This is a genomic window from Inquilinus sp. CAU 1745, from assembly GCF_039839375.1.
Lineage (GTDB): Bacteria > Pseudomonadota > Alphaproteobacteria > DSM-16000 > Inquilinaceae > JBDOQU01.
In genome coordinates this window covers 43331-64967 of sequence record NZ_JBDOQU010000005.1, presented here as the reverse complement: position 1 = coordinate 64967, position 21637 = coordinate 43331, and the positions used below count along the sequence as shown (strand labels likewise).

Below are 21637 nucleotides of genomic sequence, written 5' to 3'. Positions count from 1 at the left end.
GCCGGGCTGGTTGCAAAAGCTGAACCTTCCCCTGGCATCTAGAACCGATGAACAAAGCCTCTGCCATAACCGCGCTGGCCGGACGTGCTCCTGATGTTGAGTGGAGTATCGAGGTTCGCGACATCGCCAGTAACATTCCTGTTTTTTCGTTGCACCCCGAGCGCGTGCTGAAAACAGCGAGCCTGGCAAAGGTATTCCTGCTTGTCGAAATAGCCGGACGACTTAGCGAGGGAAGGTTGATAGGCAGTGATCCTGTCGATCGCCGCGATGTTCCAAAGATCGAGGACTCCGGCCTCTGGCGGTATCTGCAGATTGATGTGCTTCCTCTTGCCGACGCCGCAACGCTCGTGGCGGCGGTTAGCGACAACTGGGCGACCAATGCCCTGCTGCATCGCGTCGGGCTTGATGCCGTGCAGGCCAGGGGCGATGCGCTGGGATATTCCGAAAGCCTGCTGGCCGACTACATCCGCGACGACCGTGGACCCCAACATCCGCCAACCGTGAGCAAAGGCCGGGCATCGGACTGGACCGACCTGTTCACCCGCATGCACCGCCGGGAGCTGGTCTCCACGGAAGTTGATGCGCAGGTCGAGCACTGGCTCGGTACAAGTCTCGATTTTTCGATGGTGGCCTCTGCGTTGAGACTGGACCCATTGATTCACGGATCGGAACCGGGAGGCATCAGCATCTTCAACAAGACCGGGTCGGATCAAGGCGTGCGCGCCGATGCCGGGCTCGTGGTTGGCGGCACCGCCTGCAGCTATTGTGCGATCGCCAACTGGAACCCCGATCGTGAGCGTGTCGATGCCGTTGGCGATGTCATGCTTGAGATCGGTAGGCTGGTGCGCACCGTGGCCCTCGAAGAAAGCGGTCGATAGCAGGCGCGTAGGGCCAGGTTTCGCCAATGGGACGGAACCTGGCCCGGAGCCACTCGTCAGTCTTCCTCCTGGAAGACCTCTTCTCTCTTCGCGCGCACCGCCGGGATCACGGCGACGATGACCGCTATCACCGCCAGGGCCAGCAGGCCGGCGCTGATCGGGCGTTCGAGGAAGACCATCGCGTCGCCGCGGGAGATGATCATCGCGCGGCGCAGATGTTCCTCCAGCAACGGTCCGAGCACGAAGCCCAGCAGCAGCGGCGCGGGTTCGCAGTCGAACTTCACCAGCACGTAGCCGATGATGCCCAGTACGGCGATCGCATAGACGTCGAAGGCGTTCAGATTGATGCTGAACGTGCCGATGCTGGCGAAGGCGATGATCGCCGGGAACAGCACGCGGTAGGGGATGGTCAGCATCTTCACCCACAGCCCGATGAGCGGCAGGTTGAGAAGCACCAGCATCAGGTTGCCGACCCACATCGACACGATGATGCCCCAGAACAGCTCCGGCTCGTCGGTCACCACGTTGGGACCTGGCGTGATGCCCTGGATGATGAACGCGCCGATCATCAGCGCCATCACCGGATGGGCCGGGATGCCCAGCGTCAGCATCGGGATGAACGAGGTCTGGGCGCCCGCGTTGTTGGCCGATTCAGGCCCGGCCACGCCTTCGATGGCGCCCGTCCCGAACTTGCTGGGATCCTTGGCGATCCGCTTCTCCAGCGAGTAGGAGGCGAAGGCCGACAGCACGTGGCCGCCGCCCGGCAGCACGCCCAGCACCGATCCGAGCGCGGTGCCGCGAATGACCGGAGCGATGATGCGCTTGAAGTCCTCCTTGCTGAGCCAGAGGTTCTTGACGTGCTTGACTGCGACCTCCCGGACCGACTCATGTTCCAGGTTCTTCAGGATCTCCGCGAGGCCGAAGACGCCGACGGCGACGGAGACGAAGTTGATCCCGCTATAGAGTTCGAACCGGCCGAAGGTGAAGCGCGGCTGGCCGCTGTAGATGTCCTGGCCGACGAGGCCGAGCAGCAGGCCCAGCACGATCATCGCCAGCGCCTTGATGATGGAGCCGTGGGCCAGCGCCACCGACGCCAGCAGGCCCAGCACGATCAGCGAGAAATATTCCGGAGAGCCGAACTGGAGCGCCATTTCGGCGAGCGGCGGGGCGAACACCGCCAGCACGAGCGTCGCCACGGTGCCGGCGAAGAACGATCCCAGCGCGGCGGTGGCGAGCGCGGCGCCCGCCCTGCCCTGCCTGGCCATCTTGTAGCCGTCGATCGCCGTCACGGCGGATGATGATTCGCCGGGCAGGTTGATCAGGATGGCCGTTGTCGAGCCGCCATACTGCGCACCGTAATAGATGCCGGCGAGCATGATGAGCGAGGTCACCGGCTCGAAATTAAAGGTGATGGGCAGCAGAAGGCCGATGGTCGCGGTCGGCCCGATGCCGGGCAGCACGCCGACCAGCGTGCCCAGCAGGACGCCGACGAAGCAATAGAAGAGGTTGGTCGAGGTGAGGACGGTATCGAAGCCGAGACCGAGATTGGCGATGAGTTCCATTGACGCGGTCCCGTCTTAGAAGGAGAGCCAGGGGCCGAACATGCGGAGCGGCAGGCCGAGCGCATAGACGAAGATCACGACGCAGAGGACGGTCAGTCCGGCCGTCATCACCGCCGCCCCCACGAGGCTCGTGCGGCGGCTGGCGAACGCGCTCATGAAGACCGCGATCATCAGGGCAGGCACAAGCCCCAGCCCCCTTACCGTGAAGCCGAAGATGAACAGGGCCGCGATCAGCAGCGCGCCGGCGAACCAGGGCGTCGGGCCCATCGGCTCCTCAGACGGCGCGGTGATTCCCTTGAAGAGGATGACTGCCCCTAGCAAGGTCAGGATGCCCGCCAGCACTAGAGGGAAGTATCCCGGTCCCATGCGGGTCGCGGTGCCGAGCTCATAGGTGAGGCTGGCGTAGCCGAAGGCGAGCCCGAAGGCGATGAAGACCAGCCCCGCCAGCAGATCCTTCATAGATTTCTGAACGTCCATGTACCTATCCGCGTAGACCGCATCGCAGCCGATTGAACCTCAAGGCAAAACGGGACGGTCGATCAGACCGTCCCGTTCCGTTGCCAAACAGGGCAGCCGGTCAGTCGGCGTAGACGCCGGCGGCCTCGATGATCGGACGCCACAGTTCGATCTGCGCCGCCAGCAGCTCGGCATGAGCTTCCGGCGTGGCTTCCTCCTGCGTCGCCGGCGCGGTGCCGAGCTCAGCGAAGCGGGCGACCACGTTCTCGTCCTGGAGGGCGGTCTGGAGGGCCGCGCTCAGTTCCTGGACGATCGGCTCCGGCGTGCCGGCCGGAACGTAGAGGCCGTGCCAGACGCCGAGATTGAAGCCTTCCAGGCCGGCCTCGTCGGCGGTCGGCAGGTCCGGCAGGCTGTCAAGCCGCTGCTGGGTGGTGACGGCGTAGGCCTTGACCTCGCCGGCCTTGATCTGGCCGCTGGTGTTGGTGGTCTGGTCGCACATGAGGTCGACCTGGCCGCCCAGAAGGTCGGTCAGCGCCGGGCCGGTACCCTGGTAGGGAACGGTGGTGAGCTGGGTGTCGATCGCATCCATGAACAGCATGCCGCAGAGGTGCGACGCCGCGCCGATGCCGGCGTTGGCGTAGGTCACCGTCTCCTGGTTGGCCTTCACATAGTCGATCACCTCCGCCAGCGTCTCCGGCTCGAAGTCCGGCCGGGCGATGATGGTCATCGGCACGGTGGTGACCAGGCCGATCGTCTGGAACGCCTCCAGCGGATCGAACGGCAGGCTGCGGTAGAGCGTCGGCGCGGTCGACATGCCGATATGGTGGATGAAGACGGTGTAGCCGTCGGGCGCCGCGTTGGCGACCTGGGTAGCGGCCAGCGTGCCGCCGGCGCCGGTCACGTTCTGCACCACGATCTGCGTGCCCAGAACCTCGCTCATCGGCTCGGCGATCAGGCGGGTCACGGTGTCCGTCGGGCCGCCCGCGGAGAACGGCACGACGAGGGTGATCGGCTGCGAGGGATAGTCGTCCTGCGCGAAGGCCTGGCCGGCCAGCGTCGCGGTGAGAGCGGTGACGCCAATGATCGCGCTGCGAATTATCTTCGATTGCACGGGAATTTCCTCCTGCATTGCATGTTGAACAGACGCTTTTCGATGCGCGCCTTTGTTCCGTCTGGGACCGCTGCTGTCAAGGCTGCCTTTTGCATAAGATGCTCAAAGTATAGCGCAACGGCTTCGAAAGATAGACTTTGCTGTATCTCCTGCGAATTAACGTTATCTAAAGGAATGGATGCCTGTCGCGCGCCATCCCCCAGACAGCCGGCGCGGAGCGTGCCGACGCGAATATTACCGCAAGCGCCGTGCCAGAACATCCGATCCGTTGAATACTCCCCGGACAACGCCGGATATCGGCGGAAAACCGCCGACAGAATGAGGACGCGAGGCAAGAAGCCGCCGAGTTCCACGCTTCCCCCTGTCGCAAATGCGGCGTTTGGCGTCGATGGGATGTCGCACGCTGGATTGTCGGGGCGGTATCGGTTTGCAATCATGCGGCTGACCCAAGGCCGCCTTCCCGAGGACACGCCCGAAAGCGACGATGTCGAAATATTCGATCTTCACCCTGGCGCGAAACGCCTTCAGCCAGCATGAGAACTGGCCTGAGGCCTGGCGCAGCCCGGAGCCCAGGCCGGAATACGATGCCGTCATCATCGGCGGCGGCGGGCACGGGCTGGCGACCGCCTATTATCTGGCCAAGGAGCATGGGCTGACGAACGTCGCGGTGCTGGAGAAAGGCTGGATCGGCGGCGGCAACACCGGCCGCAACACCACCATCGTCCGGTCGAACTATCTGTTCGACGCTTCGGCCCATCTCTACGAGCATGCGCTGAAGCTGTGGGAGGGGTTGAGCCAGGAGCTGAACTACAATGTGATGTTCAGCCAGCGCGGCGTGATGAACCTGGCGCATGATCAGCATGAGGCGCGGGACTTGAAGCGCCGGGTCCACGCCAACCGGCTGAACGGCATCGACTCCGAATGGCTGGACCGGGAGCAGGTGCTGGATTTCTGTCCGGTCATCAACAGCGACCCGGACATCCGCTTCCCGATCGTCGGCGCGACGCTGCAGCGACGGGGCGGCACGGCGCGGCATGACGCCGTCGCCTGGGGCTATGCCCGTGGCGCGGATGCGCGCGGCGTCGACATCATCCAGAACTGCGAGGTGACGGGCTTCCTGATCGAAGGCGGCGCGGTCAAGGGCGTGGAGACGACGCGCGGCACGATCCGGACCGGCAAGGTCGGCATGGTGGCGGCCGGCCACACCAGCGTCCTGGCCGATCTCGCCGGCTTCCGGCTGCCGCTGGAGAGCCACCCGTTGCAGGCGCTGGTCAGCGAGCCGGTGAAGCCGGTGCTGGACACCGTCGTCATGTCCAACGCGGTCCACGCCTATGTCAGCCAGTCCGACAAGGGCGAGTTGGTGATCGGGGCTGGCATCGACGGCTATGTCTCCTACAGCCAGCGCGGCGGGTTCGCGATCATCGAGGAGACGCTGGCGGCGATCGTGGAGATATTCCCGATCTTCTCCCGCATGCGGATGCTGCGCCAATGGGGCGGAATCGTCGACGTGGCGCCCGACGCCAGCGCGATCATCTCCAGGACGCCCGTCGACGGCCTCTATGTCAATTGCGGCTGGGGCACCGGCGGGTTCAAGGCGACGCCCGGCTCCGGCCATGTCTTCGCCCATCTGGTCGCGACGGGGCAGCCCAACGCGCTGGCCGCGCCCTTCGCGCTCGACCGCTTCTCCTCCGGCGAACTGGTGGCCGAGCATGGCGCCGCCGCCGTCGCCCACTGATCGATAGGTCACCCGGAATGTTCCTGATCCCCTGCCCCTGGTGCGGCCCCCGCGATCAGCGGGAGTTCAAATGCGGCGGCGAAGCGCACATCGTCCGGCCGCGCCTGCCGGCCGACCTCTCCGACGATGAATGGGGCGACTACGTCTTCATGCGGAAGAATCCGAAGGGCGTCCATCATGAGCGGTGGGTCCACGCCCATGGCTGCCGGCGCTGGTTCCATATGGCGCGCAACACCGCGACCGACCGTATCCTGGCCGTCTACCGGATCGGCGAAGGACCGCCTGCCATCGACGCCGCCCAGTCCCCGACGCCGTGCGGCGAGCCGGCTGTCGGCTCCGGCCAGACACCGGTTGAAGGGCCGGCAAACCGATGAGCGGGCAGCTCAACCGCCTGCCGTCCGGCGGCAGGATCGACCGGACGCGCGCCATAGGCTTCCGCTTCAACGGCCGGACGCTGACCGGCCATGCCGGCGACACGCTGGCGTCGGCGCTGCTGGCGAACGACGTCCATCTGGTCGGCCGCAGCTTCAAGTATCACCGGCCGCGCGGTATCGTGACCGCCGGCGCGGAGGAGCCGAACGCGCTGGTCCAGGTGGGGGACGATCCGGCGCGCACCGATCCCAACATCCGGGCGACGCAGGCCGAGATCTTCGACGGCTTCTCCGCGCGCAGCCAGAATTGCTGGCCTTCGGTGGAGTTCGACATCGGCACGGTCAATGACGCGCTATCTCCGCTGTTCCCGGCCGGCTTCTACTACAAGACCTTCATGTGGCCGAAATCGCTGTGGATGACCTATGAGGGCTTCATCCGCCGCGCCGCCGGCCTGGGCGAAAGCCCCCGCGCGCCGGACCCGGACCGCTACGATCATGTGAACGCCCATTGCGACGTGCTGGTGATCGGCGGCGGGGCGACGGGGCTAGCCGCGGCGCTGGCCGCGGGGCGGACGGGCGCGCGGGTGATCCTGTGCGACGAGCAGTCGGAACCGGGCGGCGCGCTGCTGAGCGAACGTCCCGACGGCGTAGCGATCGGCGGCAATCCGGCGGAAGAATGGCGGGGCGCAACCCTGGCTGAACTCGCAGCGATGCCGGAGGTCCGGCTGCTGCCGCGCACGACGGGCTTCGGCTATTACGGCGACAATTTCGTCGGCCTGCTGGAGCGGGTGACGGACCATCTGCCGGTCGAGGGCGTCTCCCCTGGTACGCCGCGCCAGCGGTTCTGGAAGGTCAGGGCGAAACAGGTCGTGCTGGCGACCGGAGGCATCGAACGGCCGCTGGTCTTCGCCGGGAACGACCGTCCGGGCGTGATGCTGGCGGGGGCGGTGCGAACCTACCTCAACCGCTATGCGGTCGCGCCGGGGCGGCGGGTGGCCCTGCTGACCAACAATGACGGCGCTTATCGAACGGCGCTGGACCTGCTGTCCGCCGGCTGTTCGGTCGAAGGCATCGTAGACATCAGGCCGTCGCCGGAAGGCGCGCTCGTCCGACAGGCGCGGGATGGCGGCATCCCCATCCTGGCCGGCTACGGCGTCGCTGGAACCGAGGGCCGAAACCGCGTCACTTCGGTAAAGGCGATGCGCCTTTCGGCCGACGGCTCGGCGGTGGAGCGTGGTCTGGAGACCCGCATCGATTGCGATCTTCTGGCCGTCTCCGGCGGCTGGAACCCCGCCGTCCACCTTTTCTCCCAGTCTCGGGGCAAGCTGGCTTTCGAGCCGGAACGGGCGACCTTCGTTCCGAAGCAGAGCCATCAGGCGGAGCGCTCCGCCGGAGGCTGCAACGGCGCGGTCGATTTGGCGTCCTGCATCGCCGAAGGGCTGGAAGCCGGCGCGGCCGCCGCGCGAGAGTGCGGATTCGACGCCGCCGCGCCTTCCGTTCCGGACGTGGAGGAGCCCGCTTTCGCTCCGCAGCGCAATCTCTGGCTGCTACCCAGCGACCGGCCTGCGGGCAAGGTGAAAGCCTTCGTCGACTTGCAGAACGACGTGACGGCGAAGGACATCAAGCTGGCGGTGCGGGAGGGTTTCCGCTCGGTCGAGCATGTCAAGCGCTACACCACCACCGGCATGGGCACCGACCAGGGCAAGATCGGCAACGTCAACGCGCTGGGCATCGTCGCGGGGGCCCTTGGCGCGGACATGCCGTCGATCGGCGTCACCACCTTCCGCCCACCCTATACGCCCGTCACCTTCGGCGCGATCGCGGGGCGGAACACCGGCCGCTTCCTGGCGCCCTTGCGCAAGACGCCGATGGATTCCTGGCAGGCTGCCCATGGCGCGGCGTTCGAGAATGTCGGCGGCGGCTGGCGGCGCGCCTGGTACTACCCGAAGGATGGGGAGGACATGCATGCGGCCGTCCAGCGCGAGGCCAAGGCGGCGCGGGAGAGTGTAGGCATCTTCGACGGGACGACCCTGGGGAAGATCGACATACAGGGCCGTGACACGGCGGAATTCCTCAACCGCATCTACACCAACGCCTGGACGAAGCTGGAGCCGGGACGCTGCCGCTACGGGCTGATGCTGGGCGAGGACGGCATGGTCAAGGATGACGGCGTGACGGCGCGGCTGGCCGAAGACCGTTTCCACATGACGACAACGACCGGCGGGGCCGCGGCGGTCATGGGATGGCTGGAGGAATGGCTCCAGACCGAATGGCCGGAGTTGAAGGTCCGGCTGACCTCTGTCACCGAGCAATGGGCCGTCATCACGTTGAACGGACCGCGCAGCCGCGACGTGCTGGCCGAACTGACCGATACCGACCTGTCGAACGAGGCTTTCCCGCACCTTTCTGTCAAGGAGGCGACGATCGCCGGCGTGCCGGGGCGCATCTTCCGGATCAGCTTCTCCGGTGAGATGTGTTTCGAGATCAATGTCCCCGCCTCCTTCGGGCTTTCGGTCTGGGAAGCGGCGTGGGAAGCCGGCCAAAAGCATGGCATGACGCCCTACGGTACGGAGACGATGCATGTGCTTCGCGCCGAGAAGGGTTTCATCATCGTCGGACAGGAGACGGACGGCACCATGACGCCGGACGATCTGGGCATGGGCTGGATCATCGGCAGGAAGAAGCCTGATTTCCTGGGCAAGAGGTCGTTGACCCGCCGGGACATGGTGCGCGACGACCGCAAGCAGCTTGTCGGACTGGAGACGGACGATCCTTCCCTGGTGCTGGTGGAAGGGGCCCATCTGATCGCCGACGAGATCGAGGCCGCCCCGCCCGTGCCGATACTGGGCCATGTGACCTCCAGCTACCGAAGCCCGACGCTGGGCCGGTCGATCGCGCTGGCACTGGTCAAGGGCGGGCGGGAGAAGATGGGCCGGAAGCTCTATGTCGCCATGCCGGACAGGACGATCCCCGTCACGATCGTCGATCCGGTCTTCGTGGACCGGGAGGGAGCGAGGCTGCATGGCTGATCTCGACACGCTGCGCCGCCCGGCGCTCGCCGCCCTGGACCCCGCGCCGCATGGCACGCCGGACGCGCCGGTGCGCCTCAGGGAGATCGCGCACGTCCGCAAGATCAATCTGCGCGGCGACCCGCAGGACAGGGGCTTCCTGGCGGCGGTCGGGGCCGCACTGGATCTCGTCCTGCCGACCGAACCCAACATGTCCGCCGCCCGCGACGGCGTCACCGCCTTGTGGCTGGGGCCGGACGAATGGCTGTTGACCGGCGAGGTTCCGCCGATCGCACTGGAGGGACATCACGCCTCCAGCGTCGACGTGACCGACAACAGCACGATCCTGCGGCTGGCCGGCCCCCGCGCCCGGGACGTGCTGGTGAAGGGCTGCCCGCTGGATTTCCATCCGTCCACCTTCCCGGTCGGCAAGGTGGCGCAGAGCCTGATCGGGCCTGTCGACATCATCATCCATCAGGTCGAGGCTGATGGTTTCGATCTCCATGTGCGCCGGTCCTTCGCCGAATATCTCTGGCTATGGCTTGAGGATGCCGGGCTGGAATATTCAATATCCACTGGCGTTTGATGTAATTTCATAAGAGTTTGGATGAGGTGAAGTGATGCAGACCAGCGCCAGACTCGTGATCATCGGAGCCGGCATCGTCGGCTGTTCGACTGCCTATCACCTGGCGAAGCTGGGATGGCGGGACGTGCTGGTGATCGACCAGGGTCCCTTCCCGCGCACCGGCGGCTCCACCAGCCATGCGCCGGGCGGTATGTTCCAGACCAACACGTCGAAGCTGATGACGGGTCTGGCGCATTATTCGGCCCACCTCTACGAAAGCCTGCGCTGGGACGACCAGCCCTGCGCAGCACTGGTCGGCGGCATCGAACTGGCCGAAACGCCGGAGCGGTGGGCGGACCTGAAGCGCAAGGCGGGGCTGGGCCGGAGCTGGGGGTTGGAGAACCATCTGCTGACGCCGGACGAATGCAAGGCGAGGATCCCGATCCTGGACCAGCGGAAGGTGCTGGGCGGCTTCTTCGTACCGGACGACGGCGTCGCCCGGGCGGTCAATGCCTGTTCCGCCATGGCGCGGGAGGCCTCGGCGGGCGGCGCGGTGACGTTCCAGGGCAATGTCACCGTGCAGGATATCGAGGTCGTGGACGGCCGGGTCCGGGCGGTGGTGACGGACCAGGGGCGAGTCGCCTGCGAGGCCGTCCTGTGCTGCGCCGGCATCTGGGGACCGCGCATCGGGCGGATGGTAGGCCAGCCGATCCCGCTGATGCCGATGGAGCATCAGTACACGAAGACTGAGCCGCTGCCGGAACTGGCCGAATGGGCGGCGAGCGAGATCACGATCCCGCTTCTGCGCGCCCAAGATCATGCTTCCTATTACCGGCAGCATTTCGACAGTTGGGGCATCGGCAACTATCGGCACGTGCCGCTGCCCGTGGAGCCGGACGCCATACTGTCGCCGAAGGACGCGCCGGTGATGCCGTCGATCCGCGACTGGACGCCGGAACATTTCGAGGAGGCGCACCGGGCCGCGATCAACCTCTTCCCCGCCGTCGAAGGGCGGGCGCTGACCTACAAGATCAACGGCATGTTCTCCTTCACGCCGGACGCGCAGTCGCTGCTGGGCGAAAGCCAGGTCGCGCGCGGCTTCTGGGTCGCCGAAGCGGTCTGGGTCACCCATGGCGGCGGCGTCGGCAAGGTGATGGCCGAATGGCTGGAGGCGGGCGAGCCGCAACTGGACGTCCATGAGGCGGACCTGCACCGCTTCTATCCCCACCATGCCACCTCCAGCTTCGTGCGACGGCGGGGGAAGCAGAACTACCTGGAAGTCTACGACATCATCCATCCCAAGCAGCAGATGGAGGAGCCGCGCAATCTGCGCACAGGGCCGGCGCATCCCCGGCTGGTCGAGCAGGGAGCGGCGTTCTTCGAGACGGCGGGGTTCGAGCGCGCGCAATGGTGCGAGGCGAACGCCCGCCTGCTGGATGGCCGGAACCTGCCGGGGCGGGATGGTTGGGCCGCCCGCTTCTGGAGCCCGATCGAGGCGGCGGAGGCCCTGCACACGCGGGAGAACGCGGCGCTCTACGATCTCTCCGCCTTCGCGATCATGGAGATCAGCGGGTCGGGCGCCCTGCCCTTCCTTCAGCACATGACGACCAACCAGATGGACGTGAAGCCCGGCCGGGTCGTCTACACCAACATGTTGGACCGGCGCGGCGGCATCGTCTGCGACCTGACCGTGGCGCGGCTGGCGGCCGACCGCTTCTGGATCATCACCGGCGGCGGCGTCGGCCCGCACGATTTCGCCTGGATAAGGGACCACGCGCCCGACGACGGCAGCGTCCGGCTGGAGGATGTCGGCGGGAAATGGGCGGTCTTCGGTCTGTGGGGGCCGAAGGCGCGGACGATCCTGGAGAGCGTCACGGAAGACGATGTCAGCCATCAGGGGCTGAAATATTTCCACTGGAAGGACATCACCATCGGCTATGTCCCCGCCCGCGCGTTCCGCGTCTCCTATGTCGGAGAGCTGGGGTGGGAGATCTACTGCCCCATGGAGCTGGGACTGAAGCTGTGGGACACGCTGTGGGAGGCGGGCCGGCCGCACGACCTGATCGCCGCCGGGATGGGCGCCTTCGACAGTCTGCGGCTGGAGAAGGGCTATCGCGGTTGGGGCGCGGACATGACGCCCGACGACACGCCGCTGGAGGCCGGGCTGGACTTCATCGTCCGCTGGGACAAGGGCGACTTCCACGGCCGCGAGGCGCTGGAGCGGCAGAAGGAGCAGGGCATTACCAAGCGTCTCTGCACCCTGACCTTCGAGGATCCCGACGCGATCGTGCTGGGGAAGGAGCCGATCTTCGCCAATGGCGGCGAACGGGCGGTCGGCTATGTGACCAGCGCCAACCATGGCTACAGCGTCGGCAGGACCATCGCGCTGGGCTGGCTGCCGGTCGAGCATTCGGCGCATGGATCGAAGCTGGAGGTCGAATATTTCGGCCGGCGCTTCGCCGCCACGGTCCAGCCCGACGTGCTGTTCGATCCGGAGATGACGCGCATCAGGGTCTGAACCCACGTCATCCTCTATGTCGTCCGCGCGCCCTTCCCTGGCGGAAACGGGCTGATAGCGGCCACCGCCGCATGACAGGCTGCCCTCCGGTCAAGTTCCGGAGGTCCAGCAGCCCGTGTCCCGCGATCGTTCGGCCCAACGCCGCCCCCGCCGTGAACGCAGCGCCGTCGCCAGCCAGCTTCCCTGGCGACCGCTCGCCAACCCACTGTCCCCCATCGAGCCCTTGAGCGCCGACCAGGTCGAGGCGATCCACGACGCCTCCCTGACTGTGCTGGAAGAGATCGGGATGGATTTCCTCCACCCCGAGGCGCTGGCGATACTGAAGAAGGCGGGCGCGGATGTCGCGCCGGATGGCAACCGCGTGCGGTTCGACCGAACGCTGGTGCTGGACAGCGTGCGCCACGCGCCATCCCAATTCACGCTTCACGCGCGCAACCCGGCGCGGAACGTCACGATGGGCGGCAACAATCTGGTCTTCGCGACCGTGGGCAGCGCGCCCAACGTGTCGGACATCGTGGGCGGCAGGCGCATCGGCAACTTCAAGGATTATTGCGACCTGATCAGGCTGGCCCACAGCCTGAACATCATCCACATCTTCGGCGGCTATCCGGTGGAGCCGGTGGACCTGCCGCCGGCCACCCGCCATCTGGACGCGCTGCACGCCTTCATCACCTTGTCGGACAAGGCGTTCCACGGCTATTCGCTGGGCTATGGCCGGATCAACGACGCCATCGAGATGGCGCGGATCGCGCGCGGCGTCAGCGCGGAACAGCTTCGGTCGGAACCGTCGCTGTTCACCATCGTCAACTCCTCCTCCCCCCTGCGGCTGGACACGCCGATGCTGGAGGGCATCATGGCGATGGCGCGGGCGCGGCAGGTGATGGTGCTGACTCCCTTCACGCTGGCCGGCGCGATGGCTCCGGCGACGTTGGCCGGGGCGCTGACGCTCCAGAACGCCGAGGCGCTGGCCGGCCTGGCGTTCGCCCAGATGGTCAATCCGGGCGCGCCGGTGATGTATGGCGGTTTCACTTCCAATGTCGACATGAAGACCGGCGCTCCGGCGTTCGGAACGCCCGAATATACCCGCGCCGCGATGGCCGGCGGGCAGTTGGCGCGGCGATACGGCATTCCCTACCGATCCTCCAACGCCAACGCCTCCAACGCGGTCGACGCCCAGGCGGCCTGGGAGAGCGAGATGTCGCTGTGGGGCGCGGTGATGGGCCATGCCAACATGGTGATGCACGCCGCGGGCTGGATGGAAGGCGGCCTGCGCGCCAGCTTCGAGAAGATGGTGATGGACGCGGAGATGCTCCAGCACATGGCGGAATTCCTGCGCCCCATTGAGGTCAATGAGGACACGCTGGGGCTGGACGCCATCCGGGAGGTCGGCCCCGGCGGCCATTTCTTCGGTTGCGCCCATACGCTGGAGCGGTATGAGACCGCATTCTACGGGCCGATGCTGTCGGACTGGCGCAATTTCGAGAATTGGCAGGATGGCGGCGGCCCCGACGCCACCCAGCGCGCGCATGCGACCTACAAGCAATTGCTGACCGACTATGAAGAACCGGAACTCGACCCCGCGATCCGCGAGGAACTGGATGCCTTTGTCGCCCGGCGCAAGCAGGAAGGCGGCGTTCCCAGCGACTGACGAATACGCTCAGGCGTTGAAATTCAGGCCCCAGTCGCGATAGCGATCCGGATCGTCGATCCAGTTCTCCCGCACCTTCACATAGAGCGAGAGATGGACCCGCCGCTCCAGCATCTCCTCCAACTCCTTCCGGGCGGCCGCGCCGACCGCCTTGATGGTCTGGCCGCCGCGGCCGAGGATGATCGGCTTCTGGCTTTCGCGCTGGACATAGATCACCTGGGCGATCCGCGTGCTGCCGTCCTGGAATTCCTCCCAGCTTTCGGTCTCCACCGCGATCGAATAGGGAAGCTCCTGATGGAGGCGGAGGAAGAGCTTCTCCCGCGTCACCTCCGCCGCCAGCAGCCTTTCCGGCATGTCGGAAAGCTGATCCTCCGGAAACAGCCACGGTCCCTCGGGCAGCCGGTCGGCCACCGTCCGGCGCAGGCGGTCGACGCCGTCGCCTTTCAGCGCGGAGATCATGAACGTCTCCTCGAACCGGCCGGCATCGTTCAGCAGCGCCGCCATCTCCAGCAGCTTCGGCGGCGAGACGGCGTCGACCTTGTTGAGGACGAGCATCGATGGCCTGCGGAAATCCTTCAGCCGCTCGACGATCGCCATCGTCTCCGGCCTCACCTTCGGCGCGGTGACGTCGATCAGCAGCATCACCAGATCGGCGTCGTCGGCCCCTTCCCACGCGGCTGCGACCATCGCCCGTTCCAGCCGCCTTCTGGGTTCGAAGATGCCGGGGGTGTCGACGAAGACGATCTGCGTCTGGCCCTCCATCGCGATGCCCAGGACGCGGCTGCGGGTCGTCTGCACCTTCGGGCTGACGATCGCGACCTTGGTCCCGACCACCGCATTCAGCAGCGTCGATTTCCCGGCATTCGGCGCGCCGATCAGGGCGACGTAGCCGCAGCGGGTGGGAGAAGCGTCGTCCGTCATGGCTGGTCGATCGCGGCCAGCATGCCGGCCGCCGCATGCTTCTCCGCCACCCGCTTGGACGCGCCCTTGGCGGCAAAGGGCTGCACGCCTTCCACCACCACCCTCACCTCGAAGATCGGGTCATGGTCCGGGCCGGTCCGGGAGACGGTTTCATAGCGCGGCAGCGGCTTGCCCCGCGCCTGCGCCCATTCCTGAAGAGCCGTCTTGGGATCCAGGGGCGGCCGCAAATCGGCCGACAGTTGATCGGCGAACGCCCGTCGGATGAACTTCTCCGCCGCCGGCAGGCCGCCATCCAGGAACAAGGCCGCGATCACCGCCTCGCACGCATCGGCGAGGATGGCGCGATTGTCGCGGCCGCCCGATTCCTCCTCCCCCGTCGACAGCAGGAGATATCGGCCGAGGCCGAGCCGCGAGGCGACCTCCGCCAGCGTTTCGCGGCGTACCAGCGCGGTGTGACGGCGCGCCAGCGCGCCTTCGTTCTCGTCCCGGAATTCCTCCAGAAGCCATTGCGCGGCCACCAGCCCCAGGACGCGGTCGCCCAGGAACTCCAGCCTTTCATAGCCGAAGGTCGCAACCCCGCGCGCATCGGGATCGATGCTGGGATGCGTCATCGCCTCCAGCAGCAGCGCCTGGTCGGCGAAGGAATGACCGAGGGCGTCGGCGAGCGCCTGGAACCTGTCGGGGGATATCGCGGTCGGAATCATTCGATGCTGGTGAACATCCGGTCGAAGCGCAGCGCGGTGGGCCATTTCCAGATCTCGAAGAAGCTGGCGTCGTCGAGGCTGAACCAGAGGATTTCCGCACGGCCGACCAGATTCTCGAACGGCACGTAGCCGACGACGGACTGGACACGGCTGTCCTGGCTGGAATCCCGGTTGTCGCCCATCATGAAATAATGGTCTTCGGGCACGGTGAAGACCGGCGTGTTATCCAGGAAGCCTTCGTCGGAATTCTCCAGGATCGGATGCCGGACGCCGTTGGGCAGCGTTTCGATATAGCGGGTGACCGAAACCGTCCGGCCGAAACGATCCTCCGTACGGAAATCCTCGGTCTGCTCCCGCTCCACCATGTCGCCATTGATGTAGAGCCGCCCGTCGCGCATCTGGATCGTGTCGCCGGGCAGGCCGATGACGCGCTTGATGTAATCGATCGAGGGATCGGTCGGCAGCTTGAAGACGACCACGTCGCCGCGTTCCGGCGGAGTGCCGAACAGCCGGCCGTCGAAGATGTCGGCGCCCAGCAGCCGGTCGCCCAGCGGCACGGAATACCGGCTGTAGCCATAGGCGAATTTGGAGACGAACAGGTAATCGCCCACCAGCAGGGTCGGGATCATGGAACCTGAGGGAATGTTGAACGGCTCGTAGGCGAAGCTCCGGACCCCCAACGCGATGAGTATGGCGAACAGCAGCGTCTTGAGGGTTTCGCCGATTCCCCCGGCCTTTTTATCTTCCATAGAAACGGACTGTCCCATCGGTCAAAGCGCCCCTGTATCGGCCGTCAGGCCCCTCAAATCAACCCGAGCAATAGCACGGATCGTCGCGACGTGCCGTCATATCGGCCTTACCGGCAGAGCGGAGATGATGACGATGGCCTGCGCGTTGGGAAAATCATCGGTGATCGTCAGATGGATCGCCGCCACCATCCCCGGCGGGGTCATGGCGTGCAGGCGGGCGAGCGCGCCGTTGGTCAGCCTGAAGGTCGGCTGGCCGCTCGGCAGATTGACGACCCCCATATCCCGCCAGAAGACGCCCTGGGACATGCCCGTCCCCAGCGCCTTGGCGCAGGCTTCCTTGGCCGCGAACCGCTTGGCGTAGCTGGCCGCGCGGAGCCGCCGCCGATCGGACTTGGCGCGCTCCACCTCCGTGAAGACGCGCCCGGTGAAGCGGTCGCCATACCGTTCCAGCGTCCGCTCGACGCGGCGGATGTCGATGATGTCGTTGCCGATGCCAAGGATCATGGGCGGATGATCAGCCGCTGCGGGCGCGTTCGACCGCGCTGATGATGGGCGTCGCCCGAAGGGCCGCGACGATGTTGTTGAGGTGCTTCAGGTCCGACACGTCGATGTCGATCAGCATCTCGAAGAAATCGGTCGACCGGGAGGTGATCTTCAGATTGGTGATGTTGCCGCCATTCTTGCCGATCACGGTCGACAGGGTGCCGAGGCTGCCGGGTTCGTTCGCGATGACGGCATGGATGCGGCCGACATGATCCTCCGCCGGTTCGCCGGAGGAATCCCAGCTTACATCGACCCACCGTTCGGGCGTGTCGTAGAAGCTTTCCAGCGTCTCGCAGTCGATCGTGTGGATCGTCACGCCCTTGCCGGTGGTCACGATGCCGACGATCCGGTCGCCCGGGATCGGATGGCAGCAGCGGGCGTAATGCACCGCCATGCCGGGGATCAGCCCCCGGATGGGGACCGGCTGGTCCTTCGTCTTACCCTGGCTGCGGCGCGCCCGGCCGATCGGCACGACATTGGCGTCCGCGCGCTGGGCCGCGGCCTTGTGGCCGGGGAAGACAGCGTTGAAGACATCGCGGGACGGCGTCAGCCCGGCGCCGACATTGGCGTAGATGTCGTCGACATGCTGGGCCTTGAAGATCTTCAGGACGCCGTCGATCGCCTTCTCGGTGAAATCGTAGCCTTCCTGGCGGAACAGCTTCTGCAGCATCGCCCGGCCAAGCTCGGCATATTCGGTGCGCTGCTGCTGGCGGACGAACTTGCGGATGCGCGCCCGCGCCTTGCCGGTGGCGGCGAACCGCTCCCATTCCGGGGACGGGCGGGAGGTCTTCGACGTGATGATGTCGACCTGGTCGCCATTCGACAGGACATGGCGCAACGTGACCAGACGGCCGTTCACCTTCGCGCCGACGCAGGTGTCCCCGACCTCAGAATGGACGGCGTAGGCGAAGTCGACCGGCGTCGCGCCGTGCGGCAGCGCGATCAGCATCCCCTTCGGGGTGAAGCAGAACACCTGGTCCTGGAACAACTCCATCTTGGTGTGTTCCAGGAACTCCTCGGGCTTCTGCGCATGCTCCAGAATCTCCAGAAGCTCCTGCAGCCAGCGGTATTTCGGCCGGTCGGCTTCGCCCGCCGCGCCCTGCTTGTAGGTCCAGTGGGCGGCAACGCCCAGTTCCGCCACCTCCTGCATCTCGGCCGTCCGGATCTGGATTTCGATCCGCTGGCGCAGCGGCCCGATGACCGCCGTATGCAGGGATTGGTAGCCGTTCGGCTTGGGCGTGGAGATGTAATCTTTGAAGCGGCCCGGCAGCGACTGGTAGCGGTCGTGCAGCACGCCCAGCGCCTGATAGCATGTGCGCTTGTCCTCCACCATGATGCGGAAGGCCATGATGTCGAACAGCTGTTCGAACGCCACGTTCTTGCGCTGCATCTTCCGCCAGATGGAATAGGGCCGCTTCTCCCGGCCCAGCACCGCAGCATCGACCCCGCCCTCTTTCAGCGCCGCGACGACCTCCCGGATGACGTCGTCGATCAGGCTGCTGTCTTCCTGGCGCAGTTCCTGGAGCCGCAGCACGATGCTGTCCCGAGCGTCGGGATTGAGCTGGGCGAACGCCAGATCCTCCAACTCGTCCTTCATCTCATGCATGCCGATGCGCTCGGCCAGCGGCGCATAGATCTCGATCGTCTCCCGCGCGATGCGGCGGCGCTTCTCCGGGCTGGCGATGGCGTCCAGCGTGCGCATGTTGTGCAGCCGGTCGCACAGCTTCACCAGCAGGACGCGGATGTCCTTCGACATCGCGAGCACCAGCTTGCGGAAATTCTCCGCCTGCTTGGCCTGGGAATCCTGAAGTTCCAGCTTGGACAGCTTGGTGACGCCGTCGACAAGCTGCCGTATCTCCGATCCGAACTGCTTGTCGATCTCGTCGATCGTGGCGACCGTGTCCTCCACCGTATCGTGGAGAAGGCCGGTCACGATCGAGCCGGTGTCGAGCTTCATGTCCGCGAGGAGCCCGGCGACCTCCAGCGGGTGAAGGAAGTAGGGGTCGCCTGACGCCCGCCGCTGGGCGCCGTGGACCTTCATAGAAAACACATAGGCGCGGTTGATCAGATCCTCGTCCGCATCCGGATCATAGGATTTGACTTTCTCGACCAGTTCATACTGGCGGATCATTCTGCCGGCACCACCGCGTTAGACGCACGTTCCCCATCTAACCACGTCGGGCGGTCGGCACCAATCAGCACGATGTCGCGGCGCACCAGGACAGCGGGGACGACTATTTGTTGTCGTCGTCCCCGCTGGTGAACGGGGCGTCGACCTGATCAGGCACGTCGTCCAGATTCTGCGGCTCGTCGCCCTCCAGGATGTCCTCCTCGACCGCCTCTTCGACCTGCTCGTCATCCTGAGAGGCCTCGACATGCTGGGCGGTGGCCTGGGCCATGTACTCTTCCTCGCCGGCCATCAGCTCGATAATTTCGTCATCGGCGTCGTCGGCTTCGGGAATCTTCTGGCGCTCCTTGATCAGCGCCTCGCGGAGGCTTTCCAGCGTCACCGTCTCATCGGCGATTTCCCGCAGCGCGATCACCGGGTTCTTGTCGTTGTCCTTCTCGACGGTCAGCGGGGCGCCGGCGGAGATGTCGCGCGCGCGCTGGGCCGCCATCATGACCAGTTCGAAGCGGTTCGGAACCTTGAGAACGCAGTCTTCGACCGTTACGCGGGCCATAAATGAAACTCCGGAAATTGGGGATTGGCCGGCACATATAATGTTCCAGCCGGAGAATCGCAAGGACAGCCTCGCTCCGGCCGATGACGGCGGCGCGGACGACCGAGAGAAATCAGGTTCGGTTAAGAAGACGTTGACGGCATGCGGGCAACCGATTACGCCCATGAACCGTTGTCAGAATAGCCCTTTTCTCTTAATTCGAATAAGGAAGATGATGATTTTCTATAAAGAAGAGCGATTGGCTCTCTTCATCGACGGCGCAAACCTTTATTCCGCGGCCCGCGGCCTCGCTTTCGACATCGATTACAAAAGGCTTCTCGACCTGTTCGCCAAGAAGGGGCGGATGATCCGCGCCTTCTACTACACCACGCTGGTGGAGGATCAGGAATATTCCCCCATCCGACCGCTGATCGACTGGCTGGATTATAACGGCTACAGCATGGTCACCAAGCCGGTGAAGGAATTCACCGACGGCCAGGGCCGGAGGCGGTCCAAGGGCAGCGTCGACATCGACCTGGCGATCGATGCGCTGGAGATGGCGGAGAAGGTGGATCACATCCTGCTGTTCTCCGGCGACGGCGATTTCCGCCGGCTGGTCGAGGCGATCCAGCGCAAGGGCGTCCGCGTGACCGTCGTGTCGACAGTCAAGAGCCAGCCGCCGATGATCGCCGACGAACTTCGTCGCCAGGCCGACAATTTCCTCGAACTCTACGATCTGGCCCCGCACATCCAGCGCAGCGCCCCGCCGCAGCGGGCGGCAGCGGCGGCCGATGATGACGACGGTGTCGAGGAAGGCGAAGAGGCCGAGGCACCGGCCGCAGGCTATTCCCGGACCGCGTGACGGAGACGGCCCCGCACCGGCCGCCCCAGCCGTCGCACGACTGCCCGTTGTGCCCGCGGCTGGAGGCGTTCCGGGAGAAGAACCGCCGGAAGTTTCCTGACTTCCACAACGCCCCCGTGCCCGGTTTCGGACCGGGGCGCGGCCGCCTGCTCATCGTCGGCCTGGCGCCCGGCCTGAAGGGCGCGAACGCCACCGGCCGTCCGTTCACCGGCGACTATGCCGGCGACCTGCTCTATGCCACGCTGGACAGGTTCGGCTTCTCCAAGGGGACGTTCAAGGCGCGGCCGGATGACGGGCTGAAACTGCTTGATTGCCGCATCGTGAACGCGGTCCGATGCGTTCCGCCGGAGAACAAGCCGAAGGGGAAGGAAGTCAGCACATGCCGCCAGTTCCTGGAGGGGGAACTTCAGGCAATGACGGAACTGAAAGCGATCGTCGCGCTGGGCGTGGTCGCCCATAAGGCCGTCGTGGCCGCCCTGGGGCTGAGGCAGGTCGCCCACCCGTTCAAGCACGGCGCCGTCCACGCGCTTCCCGACGACCGGTTCCTGGCGGATAGCTATCACTGCTCCCGCTACAACACGAACACCGGCCGGCTGACGACGGAGATGTTCCAATCCGTCTTCGCCGAAGTCAGGCGACGGTTGGATGAGGATTGAAAATTGTGACCCATTGGGCTACATACCGGCGATGAATGATGCCGGCAGCATCACCGTCGTCGAAACGGCTGAATTTCTATCGGCAGCCAAAGCGATCTTAGACGAATCGGCTCGTTTTGAGCTGCTGAGTTTTCTGTCCTCCAATCCGGAAGCGGGCGACATCATTCGAGGCACCGGCGGAGTTCGCAAGCTTCGGTGGGCGCTCAAGGGCCGCGGGAAGAGCGGCGGCGCGCGGATAATCTATTACTATCATAACAGGAATATGCCGCTGTTTATCTTCACGGCTTATGCGAAGAACCGCCAAGACGATCTGGATGAGGCAACGAAGAAAGAATTGAAGAAGATCGTCGCCGCGCTCTCTAAAACTTAGGGGAAAGGAGCCTGACGCCATGTCCAAGATCAGCGAAAGCATTCTTCGAGGAGCGCGTGAGGCGCTGGAGATCGCGGAAGGCAAGGCCAATCCAGCAGCCTACAACGTCCATCTACCGGAGCAGATCGACGTAAAGGCCATCAGGAAGAGTCTAAAGTTGACTCAACCTGCATTCTCCGCACGGTTCGCCATCAGCCTGCACACCCTGCGAAAATGGGAACAGGAGGGACGGCAGCCAGAAGGGCCGGCAAGAGCCTATCTCAAGGTAATCGCGAAGAATCCGAAGGCGGTCGCCGAAGCGCTGGCAACCACGGACTAAC

General features: G+C 65.4%; 20 protein-coding genes. 11 read left to right on the top strand and 9 right to left on the bottom strand.

The annotated features are described in order from the left end of the window. Window positions 1-47: 47 nt before the first annotated feature. Window positions 48-878, top strand: coding sequence for a serine hydrolase (locus tag AAFN89_RS07870; RefSeq protein WP_347537732.1), 831 nt, complete (start codon window positions 48-50; stop codon window positions 876-878). A gap of 56 nt (window positions 879-934) precedes the next feature. Here AAFN89_RS07870 and AAFN89_RS07865 read toward each other — a convergent pair whose 3' ends face one another. The 3 genes from AAFN89_RS07865 to AAFN89_RS07855 form a co-directional block, all read right to left on the bottom strand. Continuing rightward, entirely contained in the window at window positions 935-2440 is a 1506-nt protein-coding gene (locus AAFN89_RS07865; RefSeq protein ID WP_347537730.1) for a tripartite tricarboxylate transporter permease, read from the bottom strand. Window positions 2441-2455: 15 nt separating this feature from the next. Then, a complete protein-coding gene (locus AAFN89_RS07860; RefSeq protein ID WP_347537728.1) occupies window positions 2456-2917 on the bottom strand; it encodes a tripartite tricarboxylate transporter TctB family protein in 462 nt (153 codons plus the stop codon). Window positions 2918-3017: 100 nt separating this feature from the next. Beyond that, entirely contained in the window at window positions 3018-4007 is a 990-nt protein-coding gene (locus AAFN89_RS07855; protein ID WP_347537726.1) for a tripartite tricarboxylate transporter substrate-binding protein, read from the bottom strand. Between the two features lie 484 nt (window positions 4008-4491). On the opposite strand from AAFN89_RS07855, the gene AAFN89_RS07850 reads away from it, so the two are divergent. The 6 genes from AAFN89_RS07850 (at window position 4492) to AAFN89_RS07825 (ending at window position 13852) form a co-directional block, all read left to right on the top strand. Next, window positions 4492-5742 (top strand): sarcosine oxidase subunit beta family protein, encoded by a 1251-nt coding sequence (locus tag AAFN89_RS07850; protein WP_347537723.1) that lies wholly within the window; start codon window positions 4492-4494, stop codon window positions 5740-5742. A 17-nt stretch (window positions 5743-5759) separates the two neighbouring features. Further along, a complete protein-coding gene (locus tag AAFN89_RS07845) occupies window positions 5760-6116 on the top strand; it encodes a sarcosine oxidase subunit delta (protein ID WP_347537720.1) in 357 nt (118 codons plus the stop codon). Then, window positions 6113-9142, top strand: coding sequence for a sarcosine oxidase subunit alpha (locus AAFN89_RS07840; protein WP_347537718.1), 3030 nt, complete (start codon window positions 6113-6115; stop codon window positions 9140-9142). Before AAFN89_RS07845 ends, AAFN89_RS07840 begins: the two co-directional genes overlap by 4 nt. Continuing rightward, window positions 9135-9707: a sarcosine oxidase subunit gamma family protein gene (locus AAFN89_RS07835; protein ID WP_347537716.1), complete on the top strand. Its 573-nt coding sequence runs from the start codon at window positions 9135-9137 to the stop codon at window positions 9705-9707. The genes AAFN89_RS07840 and AAFN89_RS07835 overlap by 8 nt, the downstream gene beginning before the upstream one ends. A 34-nt stretch (window positions 9708-9741) precedes the next feature. Then, window positions 9742-12204 carry an FAD-dependent oxidoreductase gene (locus AAFN89_RS07830; RefSeq protein ID WP_347537714.1) on the top strand — a complete coding sequence of 821 codons (2463 nt, stop codon included), beginning with the start codon at window positions 9742-9744 and terminating at the stop codon, window positions 12202-12204. A 115-nt stretch (window positions 12205-12319) separates the two neighbouring features. Beyond that, the gene (locus AAFN89_RS07825) at window positions 12320-13852 is read left to right on the top strand and encodes a trimethylamine methyltransferase family protein (RefSeq protein ID WP_347537712.1); all 1533 of its coding nucleotides are present in this window, start codon (window positions 12320-12322) and stop codon (window positions 13850-13852) included. A 9-nt stretch (window positions 13853-13861) separates the two neighbouring features. Here the strand turns inward: AAFN89_RS07825 and era are convergent, their stop codons facing one another. From era to rpoZ, 6 genes are all read right to left on the bottom strand, one after another. After that, window positions 13862-14773, bottom strand: coding sequence for a GTPase Era (era, locus tag AAFN89_RS07820; protein WP_347537710.1), 912 nt, complete (start codon window positions 14771-14773; stop codon window positions 13862-13864). Beyond that, window positions 14770-15477 carry a ribonuclease III gene (gene rnc, locus AAFN89_RS07815; RefSeq protein ID WP_347537708.1) on the bottom strand — a complete coding sequence of 236 codons (708 nt, stop codon included), beginning with the start codon at window positions 15475-15477 and terminating at the stop codon, window positions 14770-14772. The genes era and rnc overlap by 4 nt, the downstream gene beginning before the upstream one ends. Further along, entirely contained in the window at window positions 15474-16226 is a 753-nt protein-coding gene (gene lepB, locus AAFN89_RS07810) for a signal peptidase I (protein ID WP_347537706.1), read from the bottom strand. The genes rnc and lepB overlap by 4 nt, the downstream gene beginning before the upstream one ends. Window positions 16227-16322: 96 nt before the next feature. Then, window positions 16323-16730, bottom strand: a complete 408-nt coding sequence (acpS, locus tag AAFN89_RS07805) for a holo-ACP synthase (protein ID WP_347537704.1) — start codon at window positions 16728-16730, stop codon at window positions 16323-16325. Between the two features lie 10 nt (window positions 16731-16740). After that, on the bottom strand, window positions 16741-18900 hold the full coding sequence (locus AAFN89_RS07800) for a bifunctional (p)ppGpp synthetase/guanosine-3',5'-bis(diphosphate) 3'-pyrophosphohydrolase (RefSeq protein WP_347537702.1): 2160 nt from the start codon (window positions 18898-18900) through the stop codon (window positions 16741-16743). 103 nt (window positions 18901-19003) lie between these two features. Then, entirely contained in the window at window positions 19004-19450 is a 447-nt protein-coding gene (rpoZ, locus tag AAFN89_RS07795; protein ID WP_347537700.1) for a DNA-directed RNA polymerase subunit omega, read from the bottom strand. Between the two features lie 214 nt (window positions 19451-19664). Here rpoZ and AAFN89_RS07790 point away from each other — a divergent pair, with 214 nt between their 5' ends. The 4 genes from AAFN89_RS07790 to AAFN89_RS07775 are packed head-to-tail and all read left to right on the top strand — an operon-like array spanning window position 19665 to window position 21636. Then, entirely contained in the window at window positions 19665-20291 is a 627-nt protein-coding gene (locus AAFN89_RS07790; protein WP_347538135.1) for an NYN domain-containing protein, read from the top strand. Continuing rightward, window positions 20288-20947 carry a uracil-DNA glycosylase gene (locus tag AAFN89_RS07785; protein WP_347537697.1) on the top strand — a complete coding sequence of 220 codons (660 nt, stop codon included), beginning with the start codon at window positions 20288-20290 and terminating at the stop codon, window positions 20945-20947. Before AAFN89_RS07790 ends, AAFN89_RS07785 begins: the two co-directional genes overlap by 4 nt. Next, entirely contained in the window at window positions 20937-21317 is a 381-nt protein-coding gene (locus tag AAFN89_RS07780; protein WP_347537695.1) for a type II toxin-antitoxin system RelE/ParE family toxin, read from the top strand. The genes AAFN89_RS07785 and AAFN89_RS07780 overlap by 11 nt, the downstream gene beginning before the upstream one ends. Before the next feature lie 19 nt (window positions 21318-21336). Beyond that, window positions 21337-21636 carry a transcriptional regulator gene (locus tag AAFN89_RS07775; RefSeq protein ID WP_347537693.1) on the top strand — a complete coding sequence of 100 codons (300 nt, stop codon included), beginning with the start codon at window positions 21337-21339 and terminating at the stop codon, window positions 21634-21636. The last annotated feature ends 1 nt before the right edge of the window (window position 21637 follow it).